The sequence below is a fragment of the Treponema sp. R80B11-R83G3 genome, from assembly GCF_054786115.1.
In genome coordinates this window covers 41,145-68,003 of record NZ_BDHF01000040.1, presented here as the reverse complement: position 1 = coordinate 68,003, position 26,859 = coordinate 41,145, and the positions used below count along the sequence as shown (strand labels likewise).

Annotated in this window: 24 protein-coding genes and 1 tRNA gene; 11 read left to right on the top strand and 14 right to left on the bottom strand. The window is 42.9% G+C overall.

What is annotated here, in order from left to right; all coding sequences use genetic code 11:
- Positions 1–23 precede the first annotated feature (23 nt).
- Genes rpiA through ACYVRH_RS07410 form a run of 4 tightly spaced genes read right to left on the bottom strand, consistent with a single transcriptional unit; the run spans position 24 to position 3,543 of the window.
- Positions 24–737: a ribose-5-phosphate isomerase RpiA gene (gene rpiA / locus ACYVRH_RS07425; protein ID WP_461256296.1), complete on the bottom strand. Its 714-nt coding sequence runs from the start codon at positions 735–737 to the stop codon at positions 24–26.
- Entirely contained in the window at positions 713–2,254 is a 1,542-nt protein-coding gene (aroE, locus tag ACYVRH_RS07420; RefSeq protein WP_461256295.1) for a shikimate dehydrogenase, read from the bottom strand. Before aroE ends, rpiA begins: the two co-directional genes overlap by 25 nt.
- A gap of 9 nt (positions 2,255–2,263) precedes the next feature.
- Positions 2,264–2,719: a hypothetical protein gene (locus ACYVRH_RS07415; RefSeq protein WP_461256294.1), complete on the bottom strand. Its 456-nt coding sequence runs from the start codon at positions 2,717–2,719 to the stop codon at positions 2,264–2,266.
- 44 nt (positions 2,720–2,763) lie between these two features.
- Positions 2,764–3,543, bottom strand: coding sequence for a hypothetical protein (locus ACYVRH_RS07410; protein ID WP_461256293.1), 780 nt, complete (start codon positions 3,541–3,543; stop codon positions 2,764–2,766).
- A 243-nt stretch (positions 3,544–3,786) separates the two neighbouring features.
- On the opposite strand from ACYVRH_RS07410, the gene ACYVRH_RS07405 reads away from it, so the two are divergent.
- The 5 genes from ACYVRH_RS07405 to ACYVRH_RS07385 all read left to right on the top strand — a co-directional run bounded on the left by ACYVRH_RS07405 (position 3,787) and on the right by ACYVRH_RS07385 (position 10,460).
- Positions 3,787–5,259: a hypothetical protein gene (locus tag ACYVRH_RS07405; protein WP_461256292.1), complete on the top strand. Its 1,473-nt coding sequence runs from the start codon at positions 3,787–3,789 to the stop codon at positions 5,257–5,259.
- 137 nt (positions 5,260–5,396) lie between these two features.
- Entirely contained in the window at positions 5,397–7,757 is a 2,361-nt protein-coding gene (locus ACYVRH_RS07400) for a hypothetical protein (protein WP_461256291.1), read from the top strand.
- A 65-nt stretch (positions 7,758–7,822) separates the two neighbouring features.
- Entirely contained in the window at positions 7,823–8,623 is an 801-nt protein-coding gene (locus ACYVRH_RS07395) for a hypothetical protein (protein ID WP_461256290.1), read from the top strand.
- A 265-nt stretch (positions 8,624–8,888) separates the two neighbouring features.
- Positions 8,889–10,205 carry an ATP-binding protein gene (locus ACYVRH_RS07390; RefSeq protein ID WP_461256289.1) on the top strand — a complete coding sequence of 439 codons (1,317 nt, stop codon included), beginning with the start codon at positions 8,889–8,891 and terminating at the stop codon, positions 10,203–10,205.
- 75 nt (positions 10,206–10,280) lie between these two features.
- Positions 10,281–10,460, top strand: coding sequence for a hypothetical protein (locus ACYVRH_RS07385; RefSeq protein WP_461256288.1), 180 nt, complete (start codon positions 10,281–10,283; stop codon positions 10,458–10,460).
- A gap of 223 nt (positions 10,461–10,683) precedes the next feature.
- On the opposite strand, the gene ACYVRH_RS07380 is transcribed toward ACYVRH_RS07385, so the two are convergent.
- The 4 genes from ACYVRH_RS07380 to ACYVRH_RS07365 are packed head-to-tail and all read right to left on the bottom strand — an operon-like array spanning position 10,684 to position 13,501.
- On the bottom strand, positions 10,684–10,869 hold the full coding sequence (locus ACYVRH_RS07380; RefSeq protein WP_461256287.1) for a putative motility protein: 186 nt from the start codon (positions 10,867–10,869) through the stop codon (positions 10,684–10,686).
- Positions 10,870–10,874: 5 nt separating this feature from the next.
- Complete coding sequence (locus ACYVRH_RS07375; protein WP_461256286.1) at positions 10,875–11,846, bottom strand: peptidoglycan DD-metalloendopeptidase family protein; 972 nt, start codon at positions 11,844–11,846, stop codon at positions 10,875–10,877.
- A gap of 41 nt (positions 11,847–11,887) precedes the next feature.
- Complete coding sequence (locus ACYVRH_RS07370; protein ID WP_461256326.1) at positions 11,888–12,442, bottom strand: bifunctional nuclease family protein; 555 nt, start codon at positions 12,440–12,442, stop codon at positions 11,888–11,890.
- 18 nt (positions 12,443–12,460) lie between these two features.
- The gene (locus ACYVRH_RS07365) at positions 12,461–13,501 is read right to left on the bottom strand and encodes a polyprenyl synthetase family protein (RefSeq protein ID WP_461256285.1); all 1,041 of its coding nucleotides are present in this window, start codon (positions 13,499–13,501) and stop codon (positions 12,461–12,463) included.
- Between the two features lie 22 nt (positions 13,502–13,523).
- Between ACYVRH_RS07365 and ACYVRH_RS07360 the strand changes: the two genes are divergently transcribed.
- On the top strand, positions 13,524–14,192 hold the full coding sequence (locus tag ACYVRH_RS07360) for an SAM-dependent methyltransferase (protein ID WP_461256284.1): 669 nt from the start codon (positions 13,524–13,526) through the stop codon (positions 14,190–14,192).
- Positions 14,193–14,262: 70 nt separating this feature from the next.
- Complete coding sequence (locus ACYVRH_RS07355) at positions 14,263–16,461, top strand: methyl-accepting chemotaxis protein (protein WP_461256283.1); 2,199 nt, start codon at positions 14,263–14,265, stop codon at positions 16,459–16,461.
- Between the two features lie 3 nt (positions 16,462–16,464).
- Here the strand turns inward: ACYVRH_RS07355 and ACYVRH_RS07350 are convergent, their stop codons facing one another.
- From ACYVRH_RS07350 to ACYVRH_RS07325, 6 genes are all read right to left on the bottom strand, one after another.
- The gene (locus tag ACYVRH_RS07350) at positions 16,465–17,733 is read right to left on the bottom strand and encodes an adenylosuccinate synthase (protein WP_461256282.1); all 1,269 of its coding nucleotides are present in this window, start codon (positions 17,731–17,733) and stop codon (positions 16,465–16,467) included.
- Positions 17,734–17,743: 10 nt separating this feature from the next.
- Positions 17,744–19,171: an adenylosuccinate lyase gene (purB, locus tag ACYVRH_RS07345; RefSeq protein WP_461256281.1), complete on the bottom strand. Its 1,428-nt coding sequence runs from the start codon at positions 19,169–19,171 to the stop codon at positions 17,744–17,746.
- Positions 19,164–20,009 (bottom strand): phosphoribosylaminoimidazolesuccinocarboxamide synthase, encoded by an 846-nt coding sequence (locus ACYVRH_RS07340; RefSeq protein ID WP_461256280.1) that lies wholly within the window; start codon positions 20,007–20,009, stop codon positions 19,164–19,166. The genes purB and ACYVRH_RS07340 overlap by 8 nt, the downstream gene beginning before the upstream one ends.
- Positions 20,010–20,018: 9 nt before the next feature.
- A complete protein-coding gene (locus tag ACYVRH_RS07335) occupies positions 20,019–21,524 on the bottom strand; it encodes a glutamate synthase-related protein (protein WP_461256279.1) in 1,506 nt (501 codons plus the stop codon).
- Positions 21,524–22,615 carry a class II glutamine amidotransferase gene (locus tag ACYVRH_RS07330; RefSeq protein WP_461256278.1) on the bottom strand — a complete coding sequence of 364 codons (1,092 nt, stop codon included), beginning with the start codon at positions 22,613–22,615 and terminating at the stop codon, positions 21,524–21,526. Before ACYVRH_RS07330 ends, ACYVRH_RS07335 begins: the two co-directional genes overlap by 1 nt.
- Before the next feature lie 100 nt (positions 22,616–22,715).
- Positions 22,716–22,787 (bottom strand) — tRNA-Gly (locus ACYVRH_RS07325).
- Positions 22,788–22,843: 56 nt separating this feature from the next.
- Here ACYVRH_RS07325 and ACYVRH_RS07320 point away from each other — a divergent pair.
- The 4 genes from ACYVRH_RS07320 to recQ all read left to right on the top strand — a co-directional run bounded on the left by ACYVRH_RS07320 (position 22,844) and on the right by recQ (position 26,838).
- Positions 22,844–23,104 carry a hypothetical protein gene (locus tag ACYVRH_RS07320; RefSeq protein WP_461256277.1) on the top strand — a complete coding sequence of 87 codons (261 nt, stop codon included), beginning with the start codon at positions 22,844–22,846 and terminating at the stop codon, positions 23,102–23,104.
- A 112-nt stretch (positions 23,105–23,216) separates the two neighbouring features.
- Positions 23,217–23,702 (top strand): hypothetical protein, encoded by a 486-nt coding sequence (locus tag ACYVRH_RS07315; protein ID WP_461256276.1) that lies wholly within the window; start codon positions 23,217–23,219, stop codon positions 23,700–23,702.
- Positions 23,703–23,751: 49 nt separating this feature from the next.
- On the top strand, positions 23,752–24,855 hold the full coding sequence (gene ychF, locus ACYVRH_RS07310) for a redox-regulated ATPase YchF (RefSeq protein WP_461256325.1): 1,104 nt from the start codon (positions 23,752–23,754) through the stop codon (positions 24,853–24,855).
- Between the two features lie 27 nt (positions 24,856–24,882).
- Positions 24,883–26,838, top strand: coding sequence for a DNA helicase RecQ (gene recQ, locus ACYVRH_RS07305; protein WP_461256275.1), 1,956 nt, complete (start codon positions 24,883–24,885; stop codon positions 26,836–26,838).
- The last annotated feature ends 21 nt before the right edge of the window (positions 26,839–26,859 follow it).

The window sequence follows — 26,859 nt, the reverse complement described above, 5'->3', positions numbered from 1 at the left end:
CGTAGACCTGCAAGGGCGCGTTATCATCTTCCTCTTTTTTCTACTGTTCCGTTTGAACAGGCAATAAATACGACAGGCTGCTTTCTGGTGAAAAAACCGTTCTCTACAACGCCAGGAATGTTATTTATTTCCGCTTCCATTAATGACGGGTCTATCACAGAATTAAAGCGAATGTCCAAAATCAGATTTCCGTGTTCTGTGATTACAGGCCCTGCTTTTCGCACCGCTTCCCTAATAATAACATTTGCGCCTAATTTTTCAAGAGCCTTTGCCGCCTGCACTCTCGCCTCGGGAACAACTTCCACGGGAACGGGGAAACCGCCACCCAGGCGCTCCGTCAATTTTGATTCGTCCACTGTAATAGCGAATTGCGCCGAAGCATACGCGGCTATTTTTTCAATTAAATGGGCGCCGCCCCCTCCTTTAATAAGGCGGTTTTGCGGGTCTACTTCATCGGCGCCGTCAATTGTTAAATCCAGTCCTGAGGAGAGTTCGCGCGAATTTAGCGTAAAAAAAGGAATCCGCAGTTTTTCACATTCAATTTCCGTTTGAAAGCTTGTGGCAAACGCGTAAATGTCCCGTAACGCTCCCTGCGACAAAAGCTCTCCTACCCTGCGGACGGCGTGAATGGCGGTGGAACCCGTTCCAAGTCCGAGTTTCATGCCGCTTTTTACCATTTCGTCTACTGCGGCTTTACCCGCCGCTTCTTTCATCAACCCCACGCTATCCTGTCCCATCTGCTTGCCCCTAATGAATTTATTTGTGATAAATGTGTTTTTGGTATTTCTCTGTCAAAAAAGTTTGCGTATTGCAAACAAGCCTGACGTATTACCATATCGTAACCGTTAATCGTTTTGCATCCCGCAGACGCTGCTCTTTTTAAAAAAGGAGTCTGTGCGGGAGTATAAATCAGATCCATTACCGATTCTTTTCCAGAAAATTCGTAAGCTTCCAGCGGATCTGATTCGTCATAACCTTCCATGCCGACGGAGGTAGTTTGGATTATTATGTCATTATATTTGGATATAAGTTCTATTCCCTGATTATCCAGTCCTCCCCAGCGGAAATTATACCGTGATGCGATATTTGCGGCTTTATGAACAGTTCGGTTTAATATAAGGGCTTTGCCGCCCATTTTATATATTTCCGCCGCTACGGCGCGTGACACGCCTCCGGCGCCTATTATTGTAATTTTCCGCCGTTTTAAATCTTTTTTGCCTAAAAAATTCAGGAGTGACGTTGTAAAACCCGCGTAATCGGTATTATCGCCATACCATACGTCTCCCTTGCGGTACATGGTATTGCACGCGCCTATTGATTGCACAATTTCCGATTTTTCATCAATATAAGGAAGAACCGTTTCTTTGTAAGGCACTGTGATAGAAAGTCCTTGTATATTCAATTCATTTGCAAGCTCCAAAAAATCATTAATATCCGTTACAGGGAACGGGGCATACACGCAGTCGGCGTTTTCAAGATTAAAAATAGTGTTAAAAAACCAGGGGCTTACGCTGGATTTTAACGGGTTGCCTATAACTCCGTATATTTTTGTATCTTTTGTTATTCTTTTAAAGTGGTACAACTCGGAAAGTTCGCGGACATCCATCTGCCCGGGAGCGCCGGGGATGACATTTTCAGATAACGCGCTTGAGTAAGTTAAAAATGAACCGAATCTTTCGGCAAGTATTCTTGAATAAATGCCGTAATGCCCCATGCAGATAAGAATTTTGTCCTGTTTTATAAAGGTATTGGACGCCCGGAAAACATTTAACACGTCATGGGTGGATTTTACCGAAACCGCTACTTTTACTATTTCGTCTCCGGCGCGTTTCATCGATTTAATTTTTGCGGGAATATCATCAATAGCTCTTTTTAAATCATGACAAGAACGGATAATTCTTGTTCCGAATGTACGCGCCGCTTCTTCAAGGCTGGGAGCGTTAAAGTCTTCTTCGATGTCAACATAAGCAAAGTTAAGCCTGCTGTCCGCGTTTGCGTATGCAAGCCCGTTTGCGAGCAGTTTTAATCTTGCGCCTTCGCCGCTTGGAAAATATCCTCCGTCAACATCGCGTCTGACAGTTAGAATAACAGGCACTCCCGCCAGTTCCGGAAAACGGCGTATGTATAAACGCTCGTCGGCATCCAGACAATCAACCCGTAACTCCGCCAAATCGGCGTATTTACGGTATTTGTTCAATAAATCCACATCCTGTTTGATGGTCTTCCCTGTAAGACATAAGCAGTTTTTAGCCAAAAATTCCCCCTAAAAATCGGGACGGTAAATGTAAATTGCCGTAACCAGCCCCATATTATTAAAATTAACCCTCATCATCAAAGGCCAACTTTTTCCGTTTATCGCAAGGAGCGCGTGATCCTCCTTGTCTACCGCATTATTTCCCAAAGTGAGTAATACTGCCGCTTTTTTGTCGCCGTTTGAAATACCGAGCGTCGAAGCCAATTTTACCTGCCAAATCCGATCCCTGTAAATATAAAAATCAGCGCCATTATATTGGAAAACAACGTCGTCTTGCCATGGCTCGTTTCCCCTTTCGCAAATAACCGATCTTGGCGGGCCAAACCTATCCAGAAGATCCGCCATCATCATGCCGACAAAGGAAAGCTGTTCATCAATACTAAGACCGGCATAAATAGGCTGGTTTTGCGCAAAAAGCGAGAAAGTAAGAAAAAGTAATAACAGCGATAATAACACCCGCCTCATAGTTTATTTTACAGGAAGATAGGCTTTTTCTACAATACTAATAATTAATCCCTCATTTTGGAAAATACCCATGTTTTACCGTTTACCCGTAATATCCCGTCCATGCTGACCCATAAATTTATGCCGGGACGCGCATTAAAAGCGACATCGGCATCATTCTCAAACAATAGCGGTTTTGCAAATGGGGATGTTCCGTACCATAAACCGGTAGGAACCGGTATATGCATGGATTCGGTTTTTTCAGGGACAAGGCGGCGTTTGTCAAAGTTTGCGCTGACGGTTTTTTCTGCTACTTGGCGCCAATTAACAAGCCAGGGGTCTTCGCGGACATCTTTATTCAATGTTTCATCATGAAAAAGTTCTCTGAATCTAGGCCAGTCAAAGTTTGCAGGTGTTTTTGAAGGTTTTTGCTCGTTTGCGCAGGCAAGGGCAAGTTCCATGTAAAAAATAACGTCAGGCCCCCTTTCCCAGCTAAGCTGCAGGGTGTTTTTTTCGATATTAAAGGGAATTATTGCACCTGCAGGCATAAAAAGTCCTGGACCCAGGTTATGTTCAGGCCAATAAGGCCATGCGATGACCGGATTTGCCCATGTTACTGGCAGTTCCACTTCCAAATTACCTGTGGATTGGAAATCCGCCGCCTGTTTTTCGCCATTTGGGGCAAACCATTCAAGCCGCCAGCATGGTTTTCCCAGCAGAGAAACCCATTTCTCGGGCGGTTTTGGCAAATTCAGGACATATTTGGAAGGAGACAGGTCCTTGCAGCAGATAAGCTGAAGAGCCAGCACGAAAACAGTTGTCAATTTGAAATTAAAGTTTTTCATACCTATATATGGCGTGGATATGCGTGGCGCTTGACCGAAAAATAAACTTTTTAAAAAATAGTAACTTCTAAAAACTTCAGTTTTTAGAAGTTTTCATAACCTAAGAAGAAAATCGCACTACAATAACTCTTTATATTTTAATGATTTAGCGATTTTCTTCAGGGAACCTCTAAAAACCTAACCGAGGTTTTTAGAGGTTCCCCTATTTGAGTTTTTTTGCTAAATATACGATAATTAATAGTAATGGCGGAAACAGGACAATCAAATTATATTGACACTCTACAGCAGGTTCTTTTAGCAAGAAAGGACTGGCTGGAAAAGTCTGAAATGGTAAAACTTAAGGAAGAACTTAGGATTTTTCAAATCTCATTTGCTTCGTTGTATAACATATATATAAAAAAGAAAATAATAGATGAAGATCCTTATAAACAGGATACTAAAATTAGTGAGATTGAAGTTCCGGATGCCAGTAGTTTTCAGGAAGCAAAGAGGATAGAACAGCTTTCTATCAGACTCTCGAATTTTGACAATCAGCTTGACTACTTGGTCAATTTCTACCAATTAAGCGTGGATTATCTTAACCTTGAACGCATAAAGCGGATTGTAGGGCTTGTCCGTTATGTAGACTGGGTAAGTTTTTCGCCGGATTCCCAGTCTTTAATGACTAAATCGGTCGCTGAAATGACCAGCAACGCAAAAGCTGGCGTCGATTCTCTTACCCTCAGTATTATAGCTGAAAGTCTTTCTAAGCTTTCCAAGAAAACTGCCACCGCAATGAACACCCTGAAGGAACTTAACATCTACTACAGAGAAAATTATAAACTTAATGTCCGTCTGAATATAACAAAAGATATGTCTGCCAGTGAAGCTACTCTGGAAAACATCAAGAAAAAAATGCATTCAGCGATGCCGGGATCGCCCTTTTACAAGGAGTTGGTAGATGAAGTCATCAAAGAAGATTATACCGACAGCGGCCCCGATCTTAGAGATACGGTATTAAACACCTTAAAGGTTGCGGAAACCAAACAAAAAGCGGCAAAGGCTCCCGTAAATTTTAAAAACATCCTTCTTGACGGTATTATTATTATTGGCGGCGCGTCAACTCAGCTTACTGAAATCTGCCAAAAACTGAATGATAACCAAGCGGTAATGGACAGCCGAAAAAAGACTTTTTTTGAAGCGATAAAAGAGTTAATCAGGCAAATTACAAATGCCGAACCTGAGGAAGTTATCTATACTGTGGAATGTATGGATAATACCAAAGGCGCTCCTATTAAGGAAAAGGTAAATTTTCATCAATTAATGGACGAGATAGACAAAAAAATCAGAATCTTAAGCAGTTTTGTCCGAGGACCGGCGTATAATAAACTTTCCGCAATGACCGAAGAACAGATCATCGGTTATCTTGAGAAAAATATTAATGACGTACAAACTTATCATAGGATACTAGGCGCTCTGGATGACTTTTTTAAGGGAAATGTACAGCAAGAAGACCGCAGTAAAATTAAAGGAATTAAACCTGAATTATCCGCGTTAAAGAACACCTATATAAAAGCCAATCAGATGAGGTATGAATACAGCGCTCAAAAAGAAGCGGAAGAACAAATGAAACGGCTTGGAGTCATTCCATCGGACGCTCCCGCCTCTGCCTCAGGCGCCGCTCCTGCACCTGCCCAAGCCGTTCCGCCAGCCGCGCCCACATCAGTAAAGAAATAAATAAAAACGCGGTATTTTTAATTTTTAAAGCAAACATTTATTATTTTTTTTGATACAATTAACAACCGATAATAGAAGGGAACCCTTAAAAATCTCGGTTAGATTTTTAGATGTTCCCAGAAAAAACAGGTAGAAAATTGCCAACTTTTGTAAAACCGCTTGTGGCATTATTAATATCAATCCTCCTTTTTACCGGATTTATCTATCTGGTAAACGTAGAATTATTTGACTTTGTAGAGGCTCACTTTTATAACCCTTCGGTTATCAATTCTTATGTTAAGGAAAACGCGGAAGACGCTCAGATTGTTCAAACTCATATTAATAACCTTAAAAGCAAGTTTTTCGCTACCCTGACAGTACCCGCCATTCGCGGCAGTTTTTTATATAACCAAAGCCCCAATGATATTTTTGAACGTTCAAGAATATATGGAATACTTGTAGAATCGACCGTGGGGCTTCAATCAGTACAGTTTGTGGACAGTAACGGGATAAGGCTTCATTATTCAACTTCCGCGCGCGATATAATGAGCCAGAATCAAAACTCGACGGCTTATCGTAATTATAACGAAAACCCAACGTCCCTGCCTTATGAAATTGTAAGCGTTGAAGACGCTAATAACGCCAAACTTACAATGGATGATCAAAACGACAGAATTATCTTTTCATTCCCATTTAGGGATTCAATGGACGTTTTCCGGGGGACTGCGCTTTTTTCAGTATCAATAAGTACGTTTGCCGAAAGACTTATCGAAGCGGGACGGTTAAAAATAAGCGACAATATTTCTCTGATAAACGCGCCATCAGGAATTCTTTTGGGAAGTCCCGAAACGTCAAAGAGCGCTATTTTTAGCAGAGTTGCGGAGATTTGGAAGAAAGGCGTACAAGGTTATATAACTCTTGACGCTGAAGATTCCGGAACTGCTTTTTCCCTTATTTCAACAAAAACAGATCAGAATTTATTTTTTGGCCGCCTTGTGAACAGTTCCCTGTTTTCAATTTCCGCGCCCATGAAATTTATTTTACAAGTTTCCATCTTTTTAACGTTCTTCCTCGCGTTTTTCTTCCTGTTAAATCTAAAGCCCGGTCATGTGACAATTGTACGGAATCGCATAACGCGCTTAAGAGAGAGTCTTTTTGAACAATTATACGCGAATAAATCCGTCCAAGAGAGGGCAAAATGGATACTGGAACTTGAACAACGCCGCGATGAAATTCGGTCGCAGTTAAAGAGTAACCTTAAATTTAATAAACGCTCGGAAGAGAATATTAACAGTATTATTGATAAGTCGTTGGATGAAATGCTGGCTCTTCTTAAAGTGGGCAGCGGTCAGGAATTAGCAGTTGTTCAACAGGTTAAAAAAGAGCCTGCCGCACAGGAAGCGAAGAAATCTGAAAAAACTGATGAGATAGAAGAGATTGGCGAAGCCGAAGAAATTGGAGAAATTGGCGAGACAGAAGAGATAGAAAAAGTTGGCGAAGTTGAAAAAGCCGAAGGAATTGGCGAAGTTGAAGAGCTTGAGGAGATTAGAGAAGCCAAAGAAATTGGCGAAAAAGAGGAAGTTGGCGAAGTAGAAGAACTTGAAGAGATCGGAGAAGCCCAAGAAATTGGCAAAGTCGAAGATATTGGCGAAGCTGAAGGTATTGAAGAAATTGGTGAAGTAGAAGAACTTAGTGAAATTGAAGAGCTTGGCGATGCCGGAGAGATTAAAGAAGTTACAGAAGCCGAGACTATTGGCGAAGTTGAAACGGCTGCACAAGCCAAAGAAGCGAACATAATTGATATAGCTTTACGCGTCGCCATGGAACCAGACGACTCTCAACGCGGCGGACTTTTTTGGCTTGCAAGTAAATTCGCTAAAAAGAAACCTGCCGCTTCAGCTTACGAAGGGCTTCTTAAATTGGCAAGTAAAAAGGCGGCAAAAAAAGCTGCCTCCTCCGGCAAGGGGCTATTGGCTCTTGCGAGCGAACTTGAAAAGCCGTCTCCTGTTCAAGGTAAGGGGCTATTGGCTCTTGCGAGCGAACTTGAAAAGCCGTCTCCTGTTCAGGGAAAGGGGCTATTGGCTCTTGCTAACGAACTTGAAAAGCCGTTTCCTGTTCAGGGAAAGGGGCTATTGGCTCTTGCGAGCGAACTTGAAAAGCCGTCTCCTGTTCAAGTAAAGGGGCTATTGGCTCTTGCTAACGAAATTGAAAAGCCCGCTTCTGATCAAGGCAATGGGTTATTAACTTTTGCCAGTGAAATTGAAAAGCCGCCTTCTTCTCAAGGGAAGGGGCTTTTGGCTCTTGCCAGCGAAATTGAAAAGCCCGCTTTTATTCAAGGAGAGGGACTTTTAGCTTATGTCAGTGAAGTTGAAAAGCCGGTTCTTATTCAAGGAGAAGAGGTTTTAACTCTTGCCAGTGAAATTGAAACTGATGATACTGATGTTCAGGAATTAATAGCGGACATGGATATAGTTTCACCGTTCTCGTCTATGTTTTCGGGTTTATCCGGTAATGAATAGAAAAATTCCTAATTTTATTATATCTTGACATATTATTTAAAAATATTATATTAAGATTAAGACGCATGACAGAATATCAAGATTTTTTAACCGAATACACTCCAAGACTGGTTGCCTTTATAAACGACTCCGCGACCAAAATTACGCCGCCTAAATACACGCCAGAAGGAAACGTGTTTTGGGCAGCGGCGATTCAGTCAGCGCTTGCAATGGGCATTACGGAAAAAAGGAACGGTTCTCAGACAATTTCATTTATGTATGTTGGCGGGGATTATTCTTTTTCAAGCGATGACGACCCAAAGATGGGCTGTATAATTGCGGTGTTGCTTTCGGTAATCAAGACAAAGGCGCCGTTTCTGGAACCGTCCGCCGTCGGATACCGGACATATAAGGATATTTTTGACGATCTTACCGAAGAATATATAAAGACAACAGATGAATACATCAAGGCAGAGAAACCTTTATCAAGGGAAGAGATTAAAAAAGCTGCCCAAAAAAGTAACTGGACGCATTATAAAGACCGCCTGTTCCAGATTATAAAGGACTCGTCCAAAATCGATCCTGTAAGGACAGCCGGAGAAGACAAATGCACATACGGCGTTACGTACGAAGGTGATACAATTGGCAAAAAACGCATTCAGATTTATTTGCAATTTATAGAAGAAAAAGGGCATCCTCCAATAATAAAATGGAACAATGATACTGTTGTATGCGTAGATCCTCGGCTTAGAGAAGTGGCGGAGACTGCCATAAAGGCGTTTCGATGCAGAATGAAATTGCCTGAAAAATATGGCATACCGATTCAAAACGCCCTGTCGAAGTACGTTCAGTTTACAATCGCCCGCCAGCGGCAGATGACCGAATAGATCAATGTCCAGCCTCGTCATTCCAAAAATGTCATTTTATTATTTTTTAGCCTACTAAAAGTGTTATTTTCGACAAAAAACGCCTGCTAAAAATGTCATATTTGACAATATTTACTTGCTAAAAGTGTTATTACTTTACATTTTAGATTGCTAAAAATGTTATTTTAGACAATATTTGCTTGCTAAAAGTGTCATTTTCTTTCATTTTTGATTGCAAAAAATGTCATTTTGTTATAGAGTGAAAGTATAATATAAGGAAAAAGATATGAAAATGAATCGCACAGCATACAACGAACTTTTGGCTTGGAAAGCCTCTAAAAATCGCAAACCTCTTATTTTGTATGGGGCGCGGCAAGTCGGCAAAACATGGCTGTTAAACGAATTCGGCAAAAACGAGTATAAAACGGTTATATATATAAACTTTGATAAAGACATAGATGCACATAAATATTTTGAAGGAAATATATCACCTGAATATATAGTCGCGGGGTTGGAAGACTATTCCAAACAAAAGATTTATCCTCAGGAAACCCTTATTATTTTCGATGAAATTCAGGAGAGCCAGCGGGCAAAAGACTCCCTTAAATACTTTAATGAAAATGCGCAGAAATACCATGTTGCCGCCGCCGGTAGTTTTCTCGGCATAGCGGGCGGCAAATTTCCGGTTGGACAGGTTGATGAGATAACATTGCGCCCTATGTCCTTTTACGAATTTTTGCAGGCAACGGGCAATGACATATTGCTTAAAAATATTAAAAGTCTCAACAGAGCCATGTTTAATACGAACTCGATCACAGCTGAGCCAAAATTAAAAGAGTATATGTATGTTGGAGGTATGCCTTCTGCGGTCAATGCTTTTATTGAATCTGGTAATTTTCATGAAACGCGCAAGGAGCAGGAGCAAATCCTAAACAACTATAAAGAGGATTTTTCCAAGCATATTAAGGGGACGGATATACCAAAGGTTCGCATGATTTGGGACTCCATACCGCTTCACCTTGCCAAAGAGAAAAAAAAATTTATGTATAAGGAAATCAAGACAGGCGCAAGAGCGGCGGCCTATGAAAACGCTCTTGATTGGCTTGTGAATACAGGACTCGTTTACAAGGTGAATAGAACAAGCGCGGCAAAACTGCCCATCGCAGCCTATGCCGACCGCGATGCTTTCAAGATTTATATGCTTGATACCGGGCTTTTAGCAGCCGCTTCGGGACTGGACATAACTACTTTTTACGATCTCGATCCGCTTGTCTTTAAAGAATTCAAAGGCGCCATCACCGAGCAATTCGTATTGCAGGAATTGAAGACAATTGGCACTATGCCCATATTCTACTGGGGGCGTGACGAAGGCAAGAGCGAGGTGGATTTTCTTGTGCAATGGCGAAATGAAATTGTCCCAATAGAAGTTAAATCAGGAATCCGCACGCAATCAAAAAGCCTTGAAATATACCGCGATTTGTACCATCCGGCTCATGCCGTCCGCACCACTCTTAAAGGGTTTGGCGTTAGCGACGGATTGTATTCCATCCCTATTTATATGATAGCGAGTTTTGCTGATATGCTTGCGGGCGGGAATAAATAATTCTCATTTTTCCCATTCTCCCTCTTGAAAACCCCTTAATTTATTGAAAAAATAATAGAACATAAGGAGCATATAATGATAAATGACGATATACTTGCTGAAGTACATGACTTATCAAATTTTTATTGCAGTGACATTTGTGAAAAGGAATGTAAAGATTGTGAAGATTGCCCGGTCGATGACTTTATCGTATGGTTAGGCACCCAAACAGAAACAGACGAAATAGAACCTGTTACCAGCAGTACCCCAAATTAGCATGTGGACTGTACACGTACTGGTAACTGCTATTGAAATTCCGTATACTCTACCTCGTATTGTACACCATGATGAGGACACAGTGGAAAATGCTTACGAGCGCTTGAAGATGTATGCCTAATAAAATACTTGAGTATAGGCTGGTTCTTCCGAAGTTTTTACAGCATGCGCAGCCTATCCGCCTATACTGAAGAAATTCTTTAGGCATACATCTCTTCTAACTTTACACTAGAAGATCAACATTTTTCCCCATGTTTGGCTCAATTATTGATTGAACAGTAGAGAGAAGCTTATCTAAAGCGGCTGCTTGTTCTTTTATCATGTTAAGCCCCATTGCCTGAACTTGCACTGCCGCCTGTTCCTGCACTTTAATCTGGCTCATGTTTATTGATAATGATTGTATATCCATAATTATTACCTCATTAATGCTCTTGGGTTAATGGGAGTCCCGTTTTTATAAACCGTAAAGTGAAGATGAGACCCTGTACTCTGACCGGTATTGCCAACGTCACCGATGCGTTCTCCCTGAGAGACATAGGCGCCTGTTCTTGTTCTGATTAGGTTCATATGGCCGTAAAGGGTACGGTAACCTGAATGGTGGTTGATTATTACATAATTGCCGAAAACATTGTCATACCCTGTTGCGGTTACTGTGCCTGCCATAGCCGCTCTGACGGGAGTGCCAGTATTGCCTTTGATGTCAATACCATTGTGAAAATGGCGACGGCCTCTGTTAAAGGGGTCTCTTCTCCAGCCGTAGTATGATGTAATGGCGCCGTTAACTGGCCATATAAATAAATCGCCGTTAATTTCCTGAAGTTTTGACCAATCAAGCCGCGCTCCGGGAATAAAAAGTTCCGTTCCGGTCACTACTTTGTCAGAAAAAAGTTCATTAACGGTTTTAATGGTTTCAGTGTTCGCGTTGTATTTCTGCGCTATGGAGCTTAGGCTTTCTCCGTTTTTAACAGTGTGAAAAATGCCGTCCTGATTCGGGATTTTTAGCGGTTTTCCCGCTTGGAGGCCTCGGGAATAGGTTATTTTATTCACAGAAATAATCGTATCTTGATTTAAGCCTAAATTAGTGGCAAGAGTGCTGATATTATCGCCGCTTTGAACCATGTAGGAATCGCATAAAAGGATGCGGATTTTTGCAAGAGTTTCAGGCTCAGATACGGAATCAAGGGAAGCTGCGGTTAACAAAACATCGGATTCCCCTTCTGAGATTAATTCTTCGGCAAGATACCCTCCGCCAACGCCGTTTCCCTCGGCAGGCGGTTTTTTGTGGTTAAAATATTGACCCGGATTTATCAGCAAAACCAGGCATAAGGCCGCCGCCAGCCTAAAGATATTTGTATTTGTTTGATTAGTTTGTTGAAGTTGTGTCATACCTAAGTCTACTATAATTATCTCCTTTATACAATAGAGTATTAGTCATCATCGTCATTTTCAAGCATTTTTAGCAAATCCCGTATTTCAGCAGCCTGTTCGTACTCTTCTTCGGCTACAGCTTGTTCCAATTGTTCTTTTAGGGATCTATATTTATCTTCGGTATCTTCTTCAATATCGTTTATAAAAAAAGACAGGGGAACGCCGGTTTCTTCTATAATAGAAGAAGCCAGATAAATAGGGCATTTTTTGCGGGTTGCAATGGCAAAAGCGTCGGAAGGCCGGCTGTCAAGAATAAGGGGGTTTTCCTTTGTATACTCGCCGCCGGTTATGATAAGACGCGCGTGAAAAACATCGTCTTTTAGCTCGTAAACCTCAACTTTTTTAACTAAAAGGTTCACATGGGCAAGCATATTTAAGAAGAGATCGTGGGTATGCGGCCTTGCCATGCTAACGCCTTCTTTTCCTATTAAAATTGACTGCATTTCCAGAGTGCCGATAAAAATTGGGACGGCGACATCCTTGTCTTTTGGCTTCAATAAAATAGCGTTTCCATGACTAGTTTTGAGAATAGACCAAATTTCGCTTAAATACATATTTTTCAACTTATTTCTCTAACTGATTAATTTTAAAAAACCGTCAAGAAGGGCAAGTCCGTTTTTATTTATTGTACAGCCTGAAAATTCATTAGAGCTGAAAATATTCTGTGTTTTCTTTAATAATGACAGCCCTTTTTCTTCCGCTTCAGCAAAAACGCCCGATGATGTAAGCATTTCTATTAAATCTTCCACTTCCGGAGCGTTTGTGCCATTTCTCTTTGCTTCGTGAAAATAATAGAAAATCCGCTCCTTTTTTTCCGGGTATTTGTGAATAAACAAAAGAACAGGGAGGCTTTTTTTCCCTTCAACTACGTCGTCTCCCCGTTTTTTCCCCGGGACTCCGGTTGTCAAATTTTTTACATCATCCAGTATTTGAAACCCCACTCCCATCATTTCCGCCGCCTCGCCTAGAACCTGAACCGCTTCCTTGGGGGCGTCCGCAGAATATGCGCCAAGTTCCACGGCAAGACGCGCAAGGCTTCCGGTCTTCATTCTGCACATTGTATAATATTCATCTATATCTGGCACTACGGAAATATTCCGATGCCAATATATGTCCATAGCCTGTCCAAGATGGAGTTTTCTGATGCAATCCGCCCAAAGCCTGTAAAAAAGTTCTTTGTTTTTTAAGTTACATGAATCAATACAACTTGATGATAAAAAGTAAAAGAAAGAGCCCGAGTTTACCGCCGTATCAACGCCGTAAGTTTTATGAATAGCCGGTTTACCGCGCCGCATATCAGACTCATCTTCGATGTCGTCATGAATCAGGCTTGCGTTATGGCAAAATTCAACAAGGGGTGAAAGCTGAATGGCCGAATCGCCGCCGCCCAGAGTTTCGCAGACAAGCGTCATCAATAAAGGCCGCCAACGTTTGCCTCCGCGAAAAAGAATATCATTAAGCGGCGCAGTTAAAAACTGAACCGACTCCGCGCCTATTTTTCCCTCAATATCGGGAAATATTTTTTCCGCCCAGCCTGAGTCCGCAGTTTCCGGCAGCCAGCGTTTTAGCTCAGTTTCTATTTTTTCTATCCTTTGTGTATACTCTTGATCCATAAAACTATTATAATAGATTTTAATGGCAGATTACAAGAAACCCGATTACTGGCAGCAAAAAGCGCGAAAAGAAGGGTATCCCGCCCGTTCAGTTTATAAATTAATGGAAATCGATGAAAAATTCGGTCTTTTTAAGGTTTGTAAGCCAGGCGGCGCGAATATTCCGCGCGTATTGGACATTGGCGCCGCTCCCGGAAGTTGGAGTCTTTATGTGCTGCGTAAATTTGCCGGAAATGGCTTTCTTGCCGCCGCCGACCTTTCCCCTCTTTCCCGCGAATTTGACAAGGGCTTATTTGACGGCGGTAATTTTTTCTTTATTCAGGGCGATGTTACCGCTGCGCAGGTACGCGAGGCGCTTTTATCAAAAAGCCCCTATAACGTAATTATCAGCGATGCCGCGCCTAGCACCACAGGCAATCACATAGTAGACTCAGCGCGTTCTTTGGAACTTGCACAAACGGTTATTGAGTACGCGCAAAACGCGCTTGCCCCCGGCGGCAATCTTGTTGTTAAAGTTTTTCAGGGCGGCGGAACAGACGCTGTTTTAAAAAGCATGAAAACTCTTTTTACAACGGCAAAAAGTTATAAGCCGCAGGCCTGTAGAAGTGAGTCTGTGGAGACATATTTTATAGGACTTGGTCGCGTTACTTGGAACTTTGTGCTCGGTGATCTGTGTGTGAGATCTTATTGACAAAATCCGTTTATTTGTAGAAAATGTAAAATATAACAAATTTTGTACCGTAATATATAGGAGTAATAAAATGAAGATTAAAATCAAATTGAGCCTCATGATGATCGCTATAGTATTGGTTGTGGCGGGCGGAATTGCCGTAATTGAACTTATACAAGCCTCTGATATTAGCTTAAATTTAAGTGTCCGCAATTTAAAAAATACAGCCAATGCACAAGCTATGTACTGGCAAGGCAGGGAAAATGATTTTTTAAGCAAATTAGACGGAATTGCGGACATAATGGGCGAATATGAACACATACCCGTGCAAGAACGTCGGGACGAATATGACAATATGCTGCTGGCTACTCTGAATAATAATGACAACTTCGCCCGTATATTTTCCATCTGGAAACCAAACGCAATGGACGGCATGGACAGCCGCTATATAGGCCGCCCGGGTTCAACCCCGACAGGGCAGTACGCGATGACTTATGGCAGGGATACAGGTGTAATCGAAGTAAAGCCAAACCTCGTCATTAATGAAATTAATACATGGATGAACGGTCCTAACGCGCTTAAAGACAGGGTTGAAAATCCCACATCTTTTAAAAATAACGGAAAAGACACTTTTATTGTAAGAATAGGGGGTCCCATAACCAGAACTACTACCGACGAAGTAGTCGGGCACTTATGTGTTCTTATAGACATCGCACCCATACAGCCCGTGATAGAAAAAACCATTAAAGATAACGACGCAATAGCCGCGATGAATATTTACTCAAACAACGGATTTATTATGGGAAGTTATGTGCCTGAGCGCGTAGGCAAGAACCTGCTCGATGTAGATACGTTATACGGTGATTATATACAGGACGCTAATAAGGCTGTTCTTGAAGGCAAGCCATTTAGCTGCGCAAGTTATTCGTCTGTTTTGGGATCAAAGGTAAGAATTGAAGTAATGCCTTTCCAGATAGGCAACTCAGACACTACATGGAGCATAATGATCGCGTCAACGGAGAATTACATTTTAAAAGAGGTCCACGCTATTACCAGATTTACAATTATCCTTGCGTCGATAGCCCTTGTAGTGGCAGTGGTAATTATTTACCTTGCTCTTGATAGCACTACCAAGCCAATCGTCAAGGTAGCTGACACTCTTAAAGATATTTCCGAAGGTGAAGGCGATTTAACGCGGAGCATTACCGTCAATTCCAAAGATGAAATCGGCGACCTTGCCCTGTACTTCAACAATACTCTTGATAAAATTAAAAAACTGATTATTATCATCAAGAATGAGGCGCAAGGACTGAACAGCATCGGCAATGATCTTGCCAGTAATATGACGGAGACTGCCGCCGCAGTGAACGAAATTACCGCTAATATTCAAAGCATCAAGGGGCGTGTAATCAACCAGTCAGCCAGCGTAACCGAAACAAACGCCACAATGGAACAGGTTATCACGAATATTAACAAACTAAACGGCCATGTAGAAAACCAGAGCCGTAATGTTTCACAGGCGTCATCTGCCATTGAGGAAATGGTAGCCAATATCAGTTCTGTCACCAATACGCTGGTCAGCAACGCCGCTAATGTAAAGACATTACAAGAAGCCTCCGAAGTTGGCCGTGGCGGATTGCAGGAAGTAGCCACTGACATTCAGGAGATAGCCCGCGAGTCCGAAGGACTTTTGGAAATTAACGCGGTCATGGAAAACATCGCCAGCCAGACAAACCTGCTTTCGATGAACGCGGCTATTGAAGCCGCACACGCCGGTGAAGCGGGAAAAGGCTTTGCCGTAGTCGCCGATGAAATTCGCAAACTGGCGGAAAGTTCCAGCGAACAGTCCAAAACAATCGGTAATGTTTTGAAAAAAATAAAAGAATCAATTGACAAGATAACCAAATCCACTGAAACCGTACTAAAAAGATTCGAGGCTATTGACTCAAGCGTTAAGACGGTGGCGCAGCAGGAAGAGAATATCCGTAACGCGATGGAGGAGCAGGGACAGGGAAGCAAGCAGGTCCTGAAAAGCGTAGGTGATTTGAACGGGCTTACACAACAGGTAAAGAGCGGTTCCGCAGAGATGCTTGAGGGCAGTAAGGAAGTCATGCATGAAAGCCAGAATCTTGAAAAGGTAACGCAGGAAATAACCGGCGGAATGAACGAGATGGCGACCGGCGCGGATCAGATAAACGTAGCTGTAAACCACGTCAATGAGATAAGCGCCAAGAACCGCGAAAGCATTGCTAATTTGATAAAGGAAGTTTCACGGTTTAAGGTTGGGTAAATCTTACCTTAGTACTAAATAGTCATCGCGTCCCGCGCCGACTGACACATATTTTATCGGACAGCCTACGGCGTTTTCAATAAACCGGATATATTTGATTGCCGCGTCCGGTAAATCTTCCGCTTTTCGGCATTTGGATACGTCTGTTTTAAAACCTTCCATGTACTGATATACAGGCCTTGCCCTTGCAAGAGCGCTGCCTGAGGGGAAACGGGCGGTTCGCGCTCCGTCAATTTCATACTCCGTGCAGACGGGAATTTTTTCAAGGTATGAAAGCACGTCGAGCTTTGTCAGTGCTAGTTCGTCCGCTCCCTGTACTTGCACTCCGTAATGGCTTGCCGGCACGTCAAATGCGCCAACTCTGCGCGGTCTTCCTGTCGCGGCGCCGTATTCGGCTCCCGCTTCGCGAAGGGCGACGGCTTCATCTCCTGACATTTCCACGGTAAACGGGCCTTCGCCCACACAGCTTGAAAAAGCTTTCATAATGCCGACAACGCGGTCAAGTTTAATGCCGGGGATTCCGGCTCCAATGGGCGCGTAAGCGGCAAGCGCCTGAGACGACGTAGTGTAAGGATAAATGCCATAATCAATGTCACGTAACGCGCCCAACTGCGCCTCAAACAAAATGTTCTTTCCTGCCTTTATAGCCTTTGACAAATAATCAGTAATATCCGTGATATAAGAATTTATCTGCGCCCCATATTCAGACAGCCAGCTCATCATATCATCTAACTTTACGCCTGAACCGTAGCCTTTAAACGTCATATTTTTCCATTCGAGAATATCAGAAAGCCTTTGTTTTAAGGTTCTGCTGTCAGACAGATCGCCTATCCTTATCCCCTTTTTCATGTACTTATCGCCATACACGGGCGCAATGCCTCGGCGGGTAGAACCGTATTTTTTATCGCCTAACCGTTCTTCTTCAAGTATGTCTTGCGTTTTGTGATACGGCAGGCAAATAAAAGCCTTGTCGCTGACTTTTAAATTATCAGGAGTAACATTAATGCCTTTTTCCTTTAACGCTTTAATTTCACCGCACAGATGTTCCAAATCGACCACCATGCCGTTTCCCATAACATTTACAGTTCCTTCGCGCAGAATGCCTGACGGCAGAAGGTTTAAAACAAATTTTCCCCTGTCGTTGATGACGGTATGACCTGCGTTATTGCCGCCCTGATAACGGCAGATAACCTCGTAACCTTCAGAAAGCAAATCGACCATGCGGCCTTTGCCTTCATCGCCCCAATTTATTCCAACTACCGCTGTAAGCATATATTCCCCCTTAGACCGTTATCTTAACATCCACGCCTAAAAATTCTTTATTTTTATCCAGAACAATTTTAATCTCGGATAAAAATTCTTCCGTTTGTTCTTTTGCCCTGCCTGTAAATTGCTCCGCTGAAAGCAGATTATTCATTTCTTTCTCGGTTATTCCAAAAACTTCGTCCGCTAAAATGCGGACGATTAAATCATTATCTCCGCCGTGCAGTTTTATTTTTTTTGCCGCTTCCACGGAGTGAAGCCTTATTCTCTCATGTAGAACCTGCCTGTCGCCGCCTTTTTTTACGCAGTACATTAAAATATTTTCAGTAGCCATAAAGGGCAATTCTTCGTTTAAATGTTTTTCTATTACTTTGGGATAGACGTTAAGGCCGCCCGCGACATTGATGTAAAGCGAAAGTATGGCGTCTGCGGCGAGGAACGCTTCTGGAATTGATATGCGCCTGTTAGCTGAATCATCAAGGGTACGCTCAAGCCACTGAGCGCTTGCGGTAAGCGCGGGATTCAATGCGTCAACCGTCACATAACGGGCGAGGGAAGCTATGCGCTCGCTTCTCATCGGGTTTCTTTTATACGCCATGGCGGAAGAGCCTACTTGAGCGTCTTCAAACGGCTCGTCAACTTCTTTAAGGTGGGACAGCAGGCGGATGTCATTTGAAAATTTATACGCGCTTTGGGCTATTCCGGAAAGGACGGACAAGGTGTAATAATCGACTTTTCTTGAATAGGTTTGTCCGCTTACCGGATATACTTTGTCAAAGCCCATTTTTTCGGCTATTTTTTTATCAAGAGCCTTTACTTTTTCATGATTGCCTTCAAAAAGGGAAAGAAAACTCGCGCCTGTTCCCGTTGTGCCTTTGCAGCCTAAAAGTTTTAAGCCGTTAAGCGCAAACTCTAGCTGTTCAAGGTCGAACAATAAATCTTGTATCCAGAGCGTTGCGCGTTTCCCCACCGTAGTTGGCTGAGCGGACTGAAAATGAGTGAAGGCAAGGCAGGGCAGTGATTTGTATTGGGCGGCAAAATCGTAAAGTTTCGCTATTGCGTTTACAAGAAGTTTTTTTATTTGTAAAAGCGCGTAACGCTGTTGAATGATGTCGGTATTATCGCCTACATAACAGGAAGTTGCCCCCAGGTGGATAATTGGCTTTGCTTTAGGGCATTGCTCGCCGAAGGCGCGAATATGCGCCATCACGTCGTGCCTTGTCTCCGCTTCAATTTTTGCCGCTGTTTCGTAATTGATGTCCGTTATGTGCGCCTTCATTTCGTCAATCTGATCGGCGCTTATATCAAGTCCCAGTTCCTTCTGGCTTTCCGCAAGCGCAATCCACAATTTGCGCCAAGTGGAAAATTTATTATCGTCAGAGAATATATATTGCATTTGCGCGCTTGCATATCTTTTACAGAGGGGGTTTTCATACCTATCAGGCATCAACCAGCCTCCGTAAGCATTCAGCGTAAATTTCCGATGTTTTGTTTAACACATCGTCAGGCACATTGTCAAATTGCATCTCTCCGTCTTTTTTGTTGTTAAGAAGCCAGTCGCGTACAAATTGTTTGTCATAACTTTTTGGCGAAGTTCCAATTTGATAATCTGAAAGACTCCAGAACCTGCTCGAATCGGGAGTAAATATTTCGTCCGCAAGAAAAATATCGTTGTTTTCATCAAGCCCAAATTCAAATTTGGTGTCGGCGATGATAATATCTTTGCTATGAGCGTAATTGTAACAGGTGTTATAAAGTTCAAAGGAAATTTTTTCTATTCTTTTTGTCAGATGTGCGCCAATCTTATCCGCGAGATATTGAATCGAAATATACTCATCGTGTCCTATGTGCGCTTTTGTTGAAGGGGTAAAAAGGGGGATGTCAAGTTTTTCAGCCAGTTTATAATCGCCTTCTATTTTTTGACCGCAGAATTCTTTTCCCTTAGAATACGCTTCCCACATATTGCCGAACATATATCCCCTAACGACAAATTCAAACGGCAGTATTTTCAGTTTTTTAACTAAAATCGTTCTTCCCTCATATTCGCTCTTATGAAAATGTTCAGGCATATCTTTTAAATCGCTTGAAATAAAATGATTGGGTACAATGTCCTTTGTATAATCAAACCAAAATAATGAAAGGGCGGTTAAAACTTTTCCCTTATTGAGTACGGGTTTTGGCATGACAACATCAAATGCGGAAATTCTGTCCGATGTAACAATGACAAGCCTGTCGTCTGATATTTCGTATATTTCCCTTACTTTTCCGCTGATTAATTTTTTCATTTTCTCTCCTTATTCTCCCGCGTGTTTGATGCCTAAAATTTCTAACTCTTTTTCATTTAATCCGACGCCGCGTAACATGAGCCTGTTTCCTTTTAATCCGTCAATTGAATTGATGCCCATGCCGCCCATCATCTCTTTTATTTCATGCTGCCACGCTGTTAAAAGGTTGATAAGGCGTTTGTACCCGATGTCGGGGTTCAAACGTTTGACCAATTCGGGAACTTGAGTGGCGATACCCCAGTTGCATTTTCCGGCGTGACAGCTTCTGCACAGATGACAGCCAAGCGCGACCAAAGCCGATGTCGCTATATACACGCAGTCCGCGCCGAGAGCGATTGCTTTTATAATGTCGGCGCTTGAGCGGATACTGCCGCCTACGACGATGGACACATTGTCGCGTATGCCCTCGTCGCGTAACCGCTTGTCAACGCCGGCAAGGGCAAGTTCTATGGGAATGCCGACATGATCGCGTATGCGGGTAGGCGCGGCTCCAGTTCCGCCACGGAAGCCGTCAATGGCTATTATGTCCGCGCCGCTTCTGGCTATTCCGCTTGCAATCGCTGTTACATTGTGGACTGCGGCAATTTTAACAATTACAGGCTTTTGATAATTCGTGGCTTCTTTCAAAGAAAAGACAAGCTGGCGCAAATCTTCAATAGAGTATATGTCGTGGTGCGGCGCTGGAGAAATCGCGTCAGTACCTTCGGGAATCATTCTGGTGCGGGAAATGTCGCCTACAATTTTCGCTCCCGGCAGATGCCCCCCGATGCCGGGTTTTGCGCCCTGACCCATTTTTATCTCAACTGCCGCGCCTGAGTTTAAGTATTGCGGATGAACGCCGAAACGTCCCGACGCGACTTGTACGATAGTGTTTTTTCCGTATTTATAAAAATCCTCATGAAGACCGCCTTCGCCGGTGTTGTAAAGAATGCCGATCTCCTCGGCGGCGCGCGCTAAACTTTCATGCGCGTTGTAACTTATGGAACCGTAGCTCATCGCTGAGAACATTACCGGCATAGACAGATGCAATTGCGGCGGCAGATTGTTTATAATCCTGCCTTTTTTGTTCCGTTCTATATTTACAGGTTTCGCGCCGAGAGATACCCTTGTCTCCATCGGCTCGCGCAATGGATCTATGGACGGGTTAGTAACCTGCGAGGCATTTAAAAGTATCTTATCAAAGTACACGGGATAATTTTCAGGATTACCCATACTTGACAATAGTACGCCTCCTGAGTCCGCCTGCTTGTAAATTTCATCAATAGTTTTGCTGTTCCAGTTTGCGTTAAGTTTGTAGGTGTTGCCGCATTTTATCACCTTGAGGGCGCGGGTAGGGCAGAGGGAAACGCAGCGGTGGCAGTTTACGCACTTTGTATCATCGCATAACATTTTTTCCAAATCGGCGATATATTCGTGCGCTTCGTTGGCGCATTGGCGTTCGCAGGCGCGGCAACAGATGCATCTGTCGTAATTCCTTATCATTTCATATTCGGGATATAAAAAATTAATTGCCATTATGCCTGCCCTCCATTTATACAAACGATAACAGGTTGACCGCCTTTTGGCGCCCAAATATTGTCAAGGTTAGGTTCAATGATGCGGATAGCCGCTTCCTCGCTCGCCATGTAAACAAGATCGCCTTTTTCCCCGACCACCATGCTCCGCAGTTTAAGTCTGTCGTTTAACGCCATTAATCCGCCGTCAAAGCCTACAAGTATTGAGAACGGGCCTGTTATAAGCTGTGCACTGAACATTACGCGCAAAAATTCATGCGTCTCCCTTTCTTCCGGAGGCTGCTTTTCAATTGTTTGCCAGAACGAAGCGGCGATAACCGAAGCTATTTCGCTAAAAGAAAGTTTTTGTTTTCTGTGCAGATAATCTATAATATAGGTAATAACTTCGGTGTCGGTCTGAAGAGTGCATTTGTAGCCGTACATTTCAATTGCTCTGCGGTTGGTATCGTAGGAAGATATTTCGCCGTTATGCACAACGGAATAATCAAGCAGAGAGAAGGGATGGGCGCCGCCCCACCAGCCGGGAGTATTTGTCGGGTAACGCCCGTGAGCTGTAAAGCACCAGCCCTCATATTCCTCAAGCTTGTAAAATCGCCCTACGTCTTCTGGAAATCCGACCGCTTTGAACACGCCCATGTTTTTCCCGCTTGAAAAGACATAAGCGCCGTTAATTTTTGTATTGACGCTGAACACGCATTTAGCGGTAAATTCCCGCTCGTCAAGCTGGCTGTCCGCAAGTTTTGTTGGCAGTGGAATTACAAAGTAACGCCAGATCAGCGGCTCATCGGTAATCTCCTTTATTTTTCGCGTTGGGATTTTTGAAAGGTTGATGATGTCAAAATGCTCTTCTAAAAATTCTTCGCACTCTTTTTTCGCTGACACGGAATCGTAAAATAGGTGCAAGGCGTAGTAATCTTTGTATTCAGGATAGATGCCATACGCGGCAAAACCGCCGCCCAGCCCGTTAGAACGGTCGTGCATGACGGAAATGGACTTAATCATCGCTTCGCCGCTCATGCGCCGTCCAGTTTTGTCAATAACACCGGATATGGCGCAGCCGGACGGTATCCTTACTTGCCCTTCATTCTGCATAGAGTAACCTCCAAAAAAAGGCGCTTATCAGAGGATATTAGCGGAATCCAGCTGACCCCAGCATCATCTGACAAACGCCTTTGTTCAACATAATGTAAATAGCGGGAAACGGGAGTCGGACCCGCGACATCGACCTTGGCAAGGTCGCGCTCTACCACTGAGCTATTCCCGCGCTTTTTCTACCATAACAAAAGTTAAAAAATATGTCAAGCGGCAGAAAACTGATTTTTGGCTGGATTTTATACCTTTTTTATGGTATGTTTTTATAATTGGGAAAAACAGTATATGATCAATATTTTAGGTCCTTGGAAAACAGGGTATGCTTTTGACATCCATACTTTGAAGAGTAAACATATTGGCGATGACCAATATGGGCATCCTCGTTTTCATTCTGAAAGAAGCCCTATAGGACAATGTTTGTACAATTTAAAATTTGGTCAAAATTTTCCTGAGATTGCTAATATTATCAATATTTTATCATCTTTTTGACGATGTATTTGACAGCGGTTCTACGCTAATGGCGATGACAAATATTATGATTGAGAATGGATATAACAATATATTTGTATTTACCTTGACTAAAACGAGGGTTCCGGATTAAATGAATATTTTTATTTCCGGCTCAATAAGTATTAATAAATTACCTTCGCTCGCTCTGGAAAAAATCAATGCTATTATTGATAAAAATTACAGGATATTAATAGGTGATGCCAAAGGCGTAGATTTGCTGGTACAAGAATATTTATTAAAGAAAAAATATAATAATGTCATTGTTTATTTCACGGGAGAAAATATCCGTAATAATGTAGGCAACTGGGAAACTAATAAAATAATTTCTGGAACTGAAAATAAAAAAGGCAGAGAACTCTATACAATCAAAGACAAAGCGATGGCAAATGATGCCGATTATGGTTTAATGATTTGGGACGGCAAAAGCAAGGGAACGCTGGGTAATATCAATGAAATGAAAAAACAAAACAAACATTTTTATGTCCTTTTAAATGGAGAAATTATCGATGATAATAATTTTAATACAAAAATAAATCATAAAACCAAAATGGCGGAACTGCAGCCAGCTTTATTATAATCAACGTTATATATATTGTACATATTCTACCCTTATGCTACAATTATGCATGGCGTTAAACTGCGGTATTCTAGGACTGCCCAATGTGGGGAAGTCCACTATTTTTTCGGCGTTATGTTCCACTCCAGCTGAGGCGGCAAATTATCCGTTCAGCACCGTCAAGGCTAATGTCGGAACCATCAATGTCCCTGATATTCGCCTTGATAAATTATCCGCTATTTTTACGCCTGATAGGACAATACCGGCGACTGTGGAATTTGTCGATATTGCGGGACTTGTAAAAGGCGCGTCAAGGGGAGAGGGGCTTGGCAATCAGTTTCTTTCACATATACGCGACGCGTCCGTCTATGCCCATGTCGTCCGCTGTTTTGAAAACGCCGATGTTATCCATGTAAGCGACAAGCTCGATCCCGCGTCTGACATCGAAACAATTGACATTGAGTTGGCGCTTGCCGATTTGCAGACGCTTGCCAAACGGCGCGAGCGGGCGGAAAAAACTTTAAAAAATCAAGCCGAAAAGAAAAACTCCGAGTTTGTTATTGCCATACTCGATAAAATCGGACCCGCCCTTGAAAACGCTCAGCCAATCCGCTCGCTTGGTTTAAACGATGAGGAAAAAGCCGCGATTTACGACTGCCATTTTATCACCGCCAAACCTCAGCTTTATGTGTGCAATGTCGATGAAGCCGGAGTTAAATCAGGTAACGCCTACACCGAGGCCGTGAAAAAACGCGCTCAAAGTGAGGGAACCGAAGCCGTCTGCATCTGCGGAAAATTTGAATCTGACCTTTGCGGAATAGAAAACCCCGAAGAAAAAAAAGCGTTTCTTGAAGACTTAGGTTTGGAAGAAACGGGACTTTCCGCCTTAATTCACAGCGCGTACAAATTACTTGGGTTAAGAACTTTTTTCACTTCAGGAAAAGACGAGTGCAGAGCGTGGACAATCCGTGCCGGAGACACTGCTCCAAAAGCGGCGGGCGTTATTCACACGGATTTTGAAAAGGGCTTTATAAAAGCCGAAGTATACACTTGCGAAGATATTTTTACTTACGGAACGGAAGCGAAAATTAAAGAAGCGGGAAGATACCGTCTTGAAGGCAGGGACTATGTTGTTCAAGACGGCGATGTGATCTTCTTTAAGTTTAATGTATGATACCGAAATTTTAGCATCGGAGAAATTGTGGACAAACTGACAATACTCAGGGAAAAATTCGGCTATTCTTCTTTTCGCCCCGGGCAGGAAGAAGTTATAGACGCCATTCTTACGGGGACTGACGCGCTTGCGGTAATGCCAACCGGAGCGGGAAAATCTCTCTGCTACCAGATACCCGCCCTTATGCTCAACGGAATGACCATCGTAATTTCTCCGCTTATTTCCTTGATGAAAGATCAAGTAAGCGCGTTACACGAAGCGGGATGCGGCGCGGCTTTTTTAAACAGTTCTTTAAGCGGCAGGGAATACATGGAGACGATGGACGATATAACAAGCGGTGAAATCAAACTGCTCTACATCGCTCCTGAGCGCCTGCAAAGGACTGACACGTCTGAATTTGCAGCTAACAGTATACCGCTTGTCGTAGTTGACGAGGCGCATTGCGTATCACAGTGGGGGCATGATTTCAGAACGAGTTATCTGCAAATAGCGGATTTTATCAAAAGCATAAAACCGCGCCCTGTAGTCGCGGCCTTTACCGCGACAGCGACTGTCAACGTGAGGGAAGACATCCGCAAATTGCTGGCTCTGCGAAACCCCCTCTCTGTAAACACCGGTTTTGACAGGCCTAATCTTTATTTTGAAGTGCAAAAACCAAAAGACAAAAAAACCGCGCTTCTGGAATGTCTTGATAAGCGAAAAGAATCAAGCGGCATTATTTATTGCGCTACCAGAAAAACCGTGGAAGAAACCTGCGATTTTCTTCTTAGCCGAGGTTTTAACGCTACTCGTTATCACGCCGGCCTTATTGATAATGAGCGCAGGACAAATCAGGATGATTTTATTTACGATAGAAAAACGGTGATGGTTGCAACTAACGCTTTTGGCATGGGGATTGACAAATCAAACGTGTCTTATGTCATTCATTACAACATGCCTAAAAACATTGAAAGCTATTATCAGGAAGCCGGACGCGCCGGAAGGGACGGCTCTCCTGCGGATTGCATACTTTTGTACAACGGTCAAGATGTGCAAATAAACAAGTACCTTATAACCCATGACGAAAACGGAGAACCCGCAGACGAAGAATTGCAGGCGCACAATTTGGAACTGTTAAAACAGATGACTTTTTACGCAGCGGGACACGATTGCCTTCGCAGACGCCTGCTTGCCTACTTCGGAGAAAAAGCTCCTGTAAACTGCGGCAACTGTTCAACCTGCCTGACGGAGTTTTCAGAAACCGACGTTACCGTGGAAGCGCAAAAAATTGTTTCCTGCGTATACCGTCTTAAACAGCGAGGCAGAAGTTTCGGGAAGACCATGATAATTGACATTCTGCGCGGCAGTAAGAACGAAAAGCTCCTACGCTTCGGTTTTGAAACTCTCAGCACTTACGCGATCATGTCTGGCGTAAGCGCGCACAGGATTCGCCTCATCATTGATCACCTGATAGATAAAGGTTTTTTGCTGGTGGAAGAAGGAGAGTATCCTATTGTTACGCTTGGTAGCGTAGAAAAAATTTTCAATGAAGAAGGGCGCGTATTAATGAAACTGCCGCAAGAGCGTGAAAAAGTTTCTGATAAGAAATCGCATCAACACAAAGGCGCAAAAATCATTGATGCGCAAAACGTTTCTGATGAGAAAATGCCAATGCAAAGCGGAGCGAAACTTTTAGAAGCGCAAAGCGTGTCTGATGAAAAAACGTCAAAGCAAGGTGATGCGAAACTTTTACAAAAGCAAAACCTGTCTGCTGATATTGACGATGTCCTGTTTGATAAATTGAAAAAATTACGGAAGGAAATCGCCGCAAAGGAATCGGTTCCCGCTTATGTAGTTTTTCACGATGCGAATCTTAGAGATATGTGCCGCAAAAAACCTATCTCCCTTGTTCAATTTTCCGGTGTTAACGGCGTGGGGCAAAGAAAACTGGAAAAGTACGGAGAGGCTTTTACGGAACTTATCAGGGAATATTGCGAAAAATAATTTATTAGTGTGAAGTCTTGC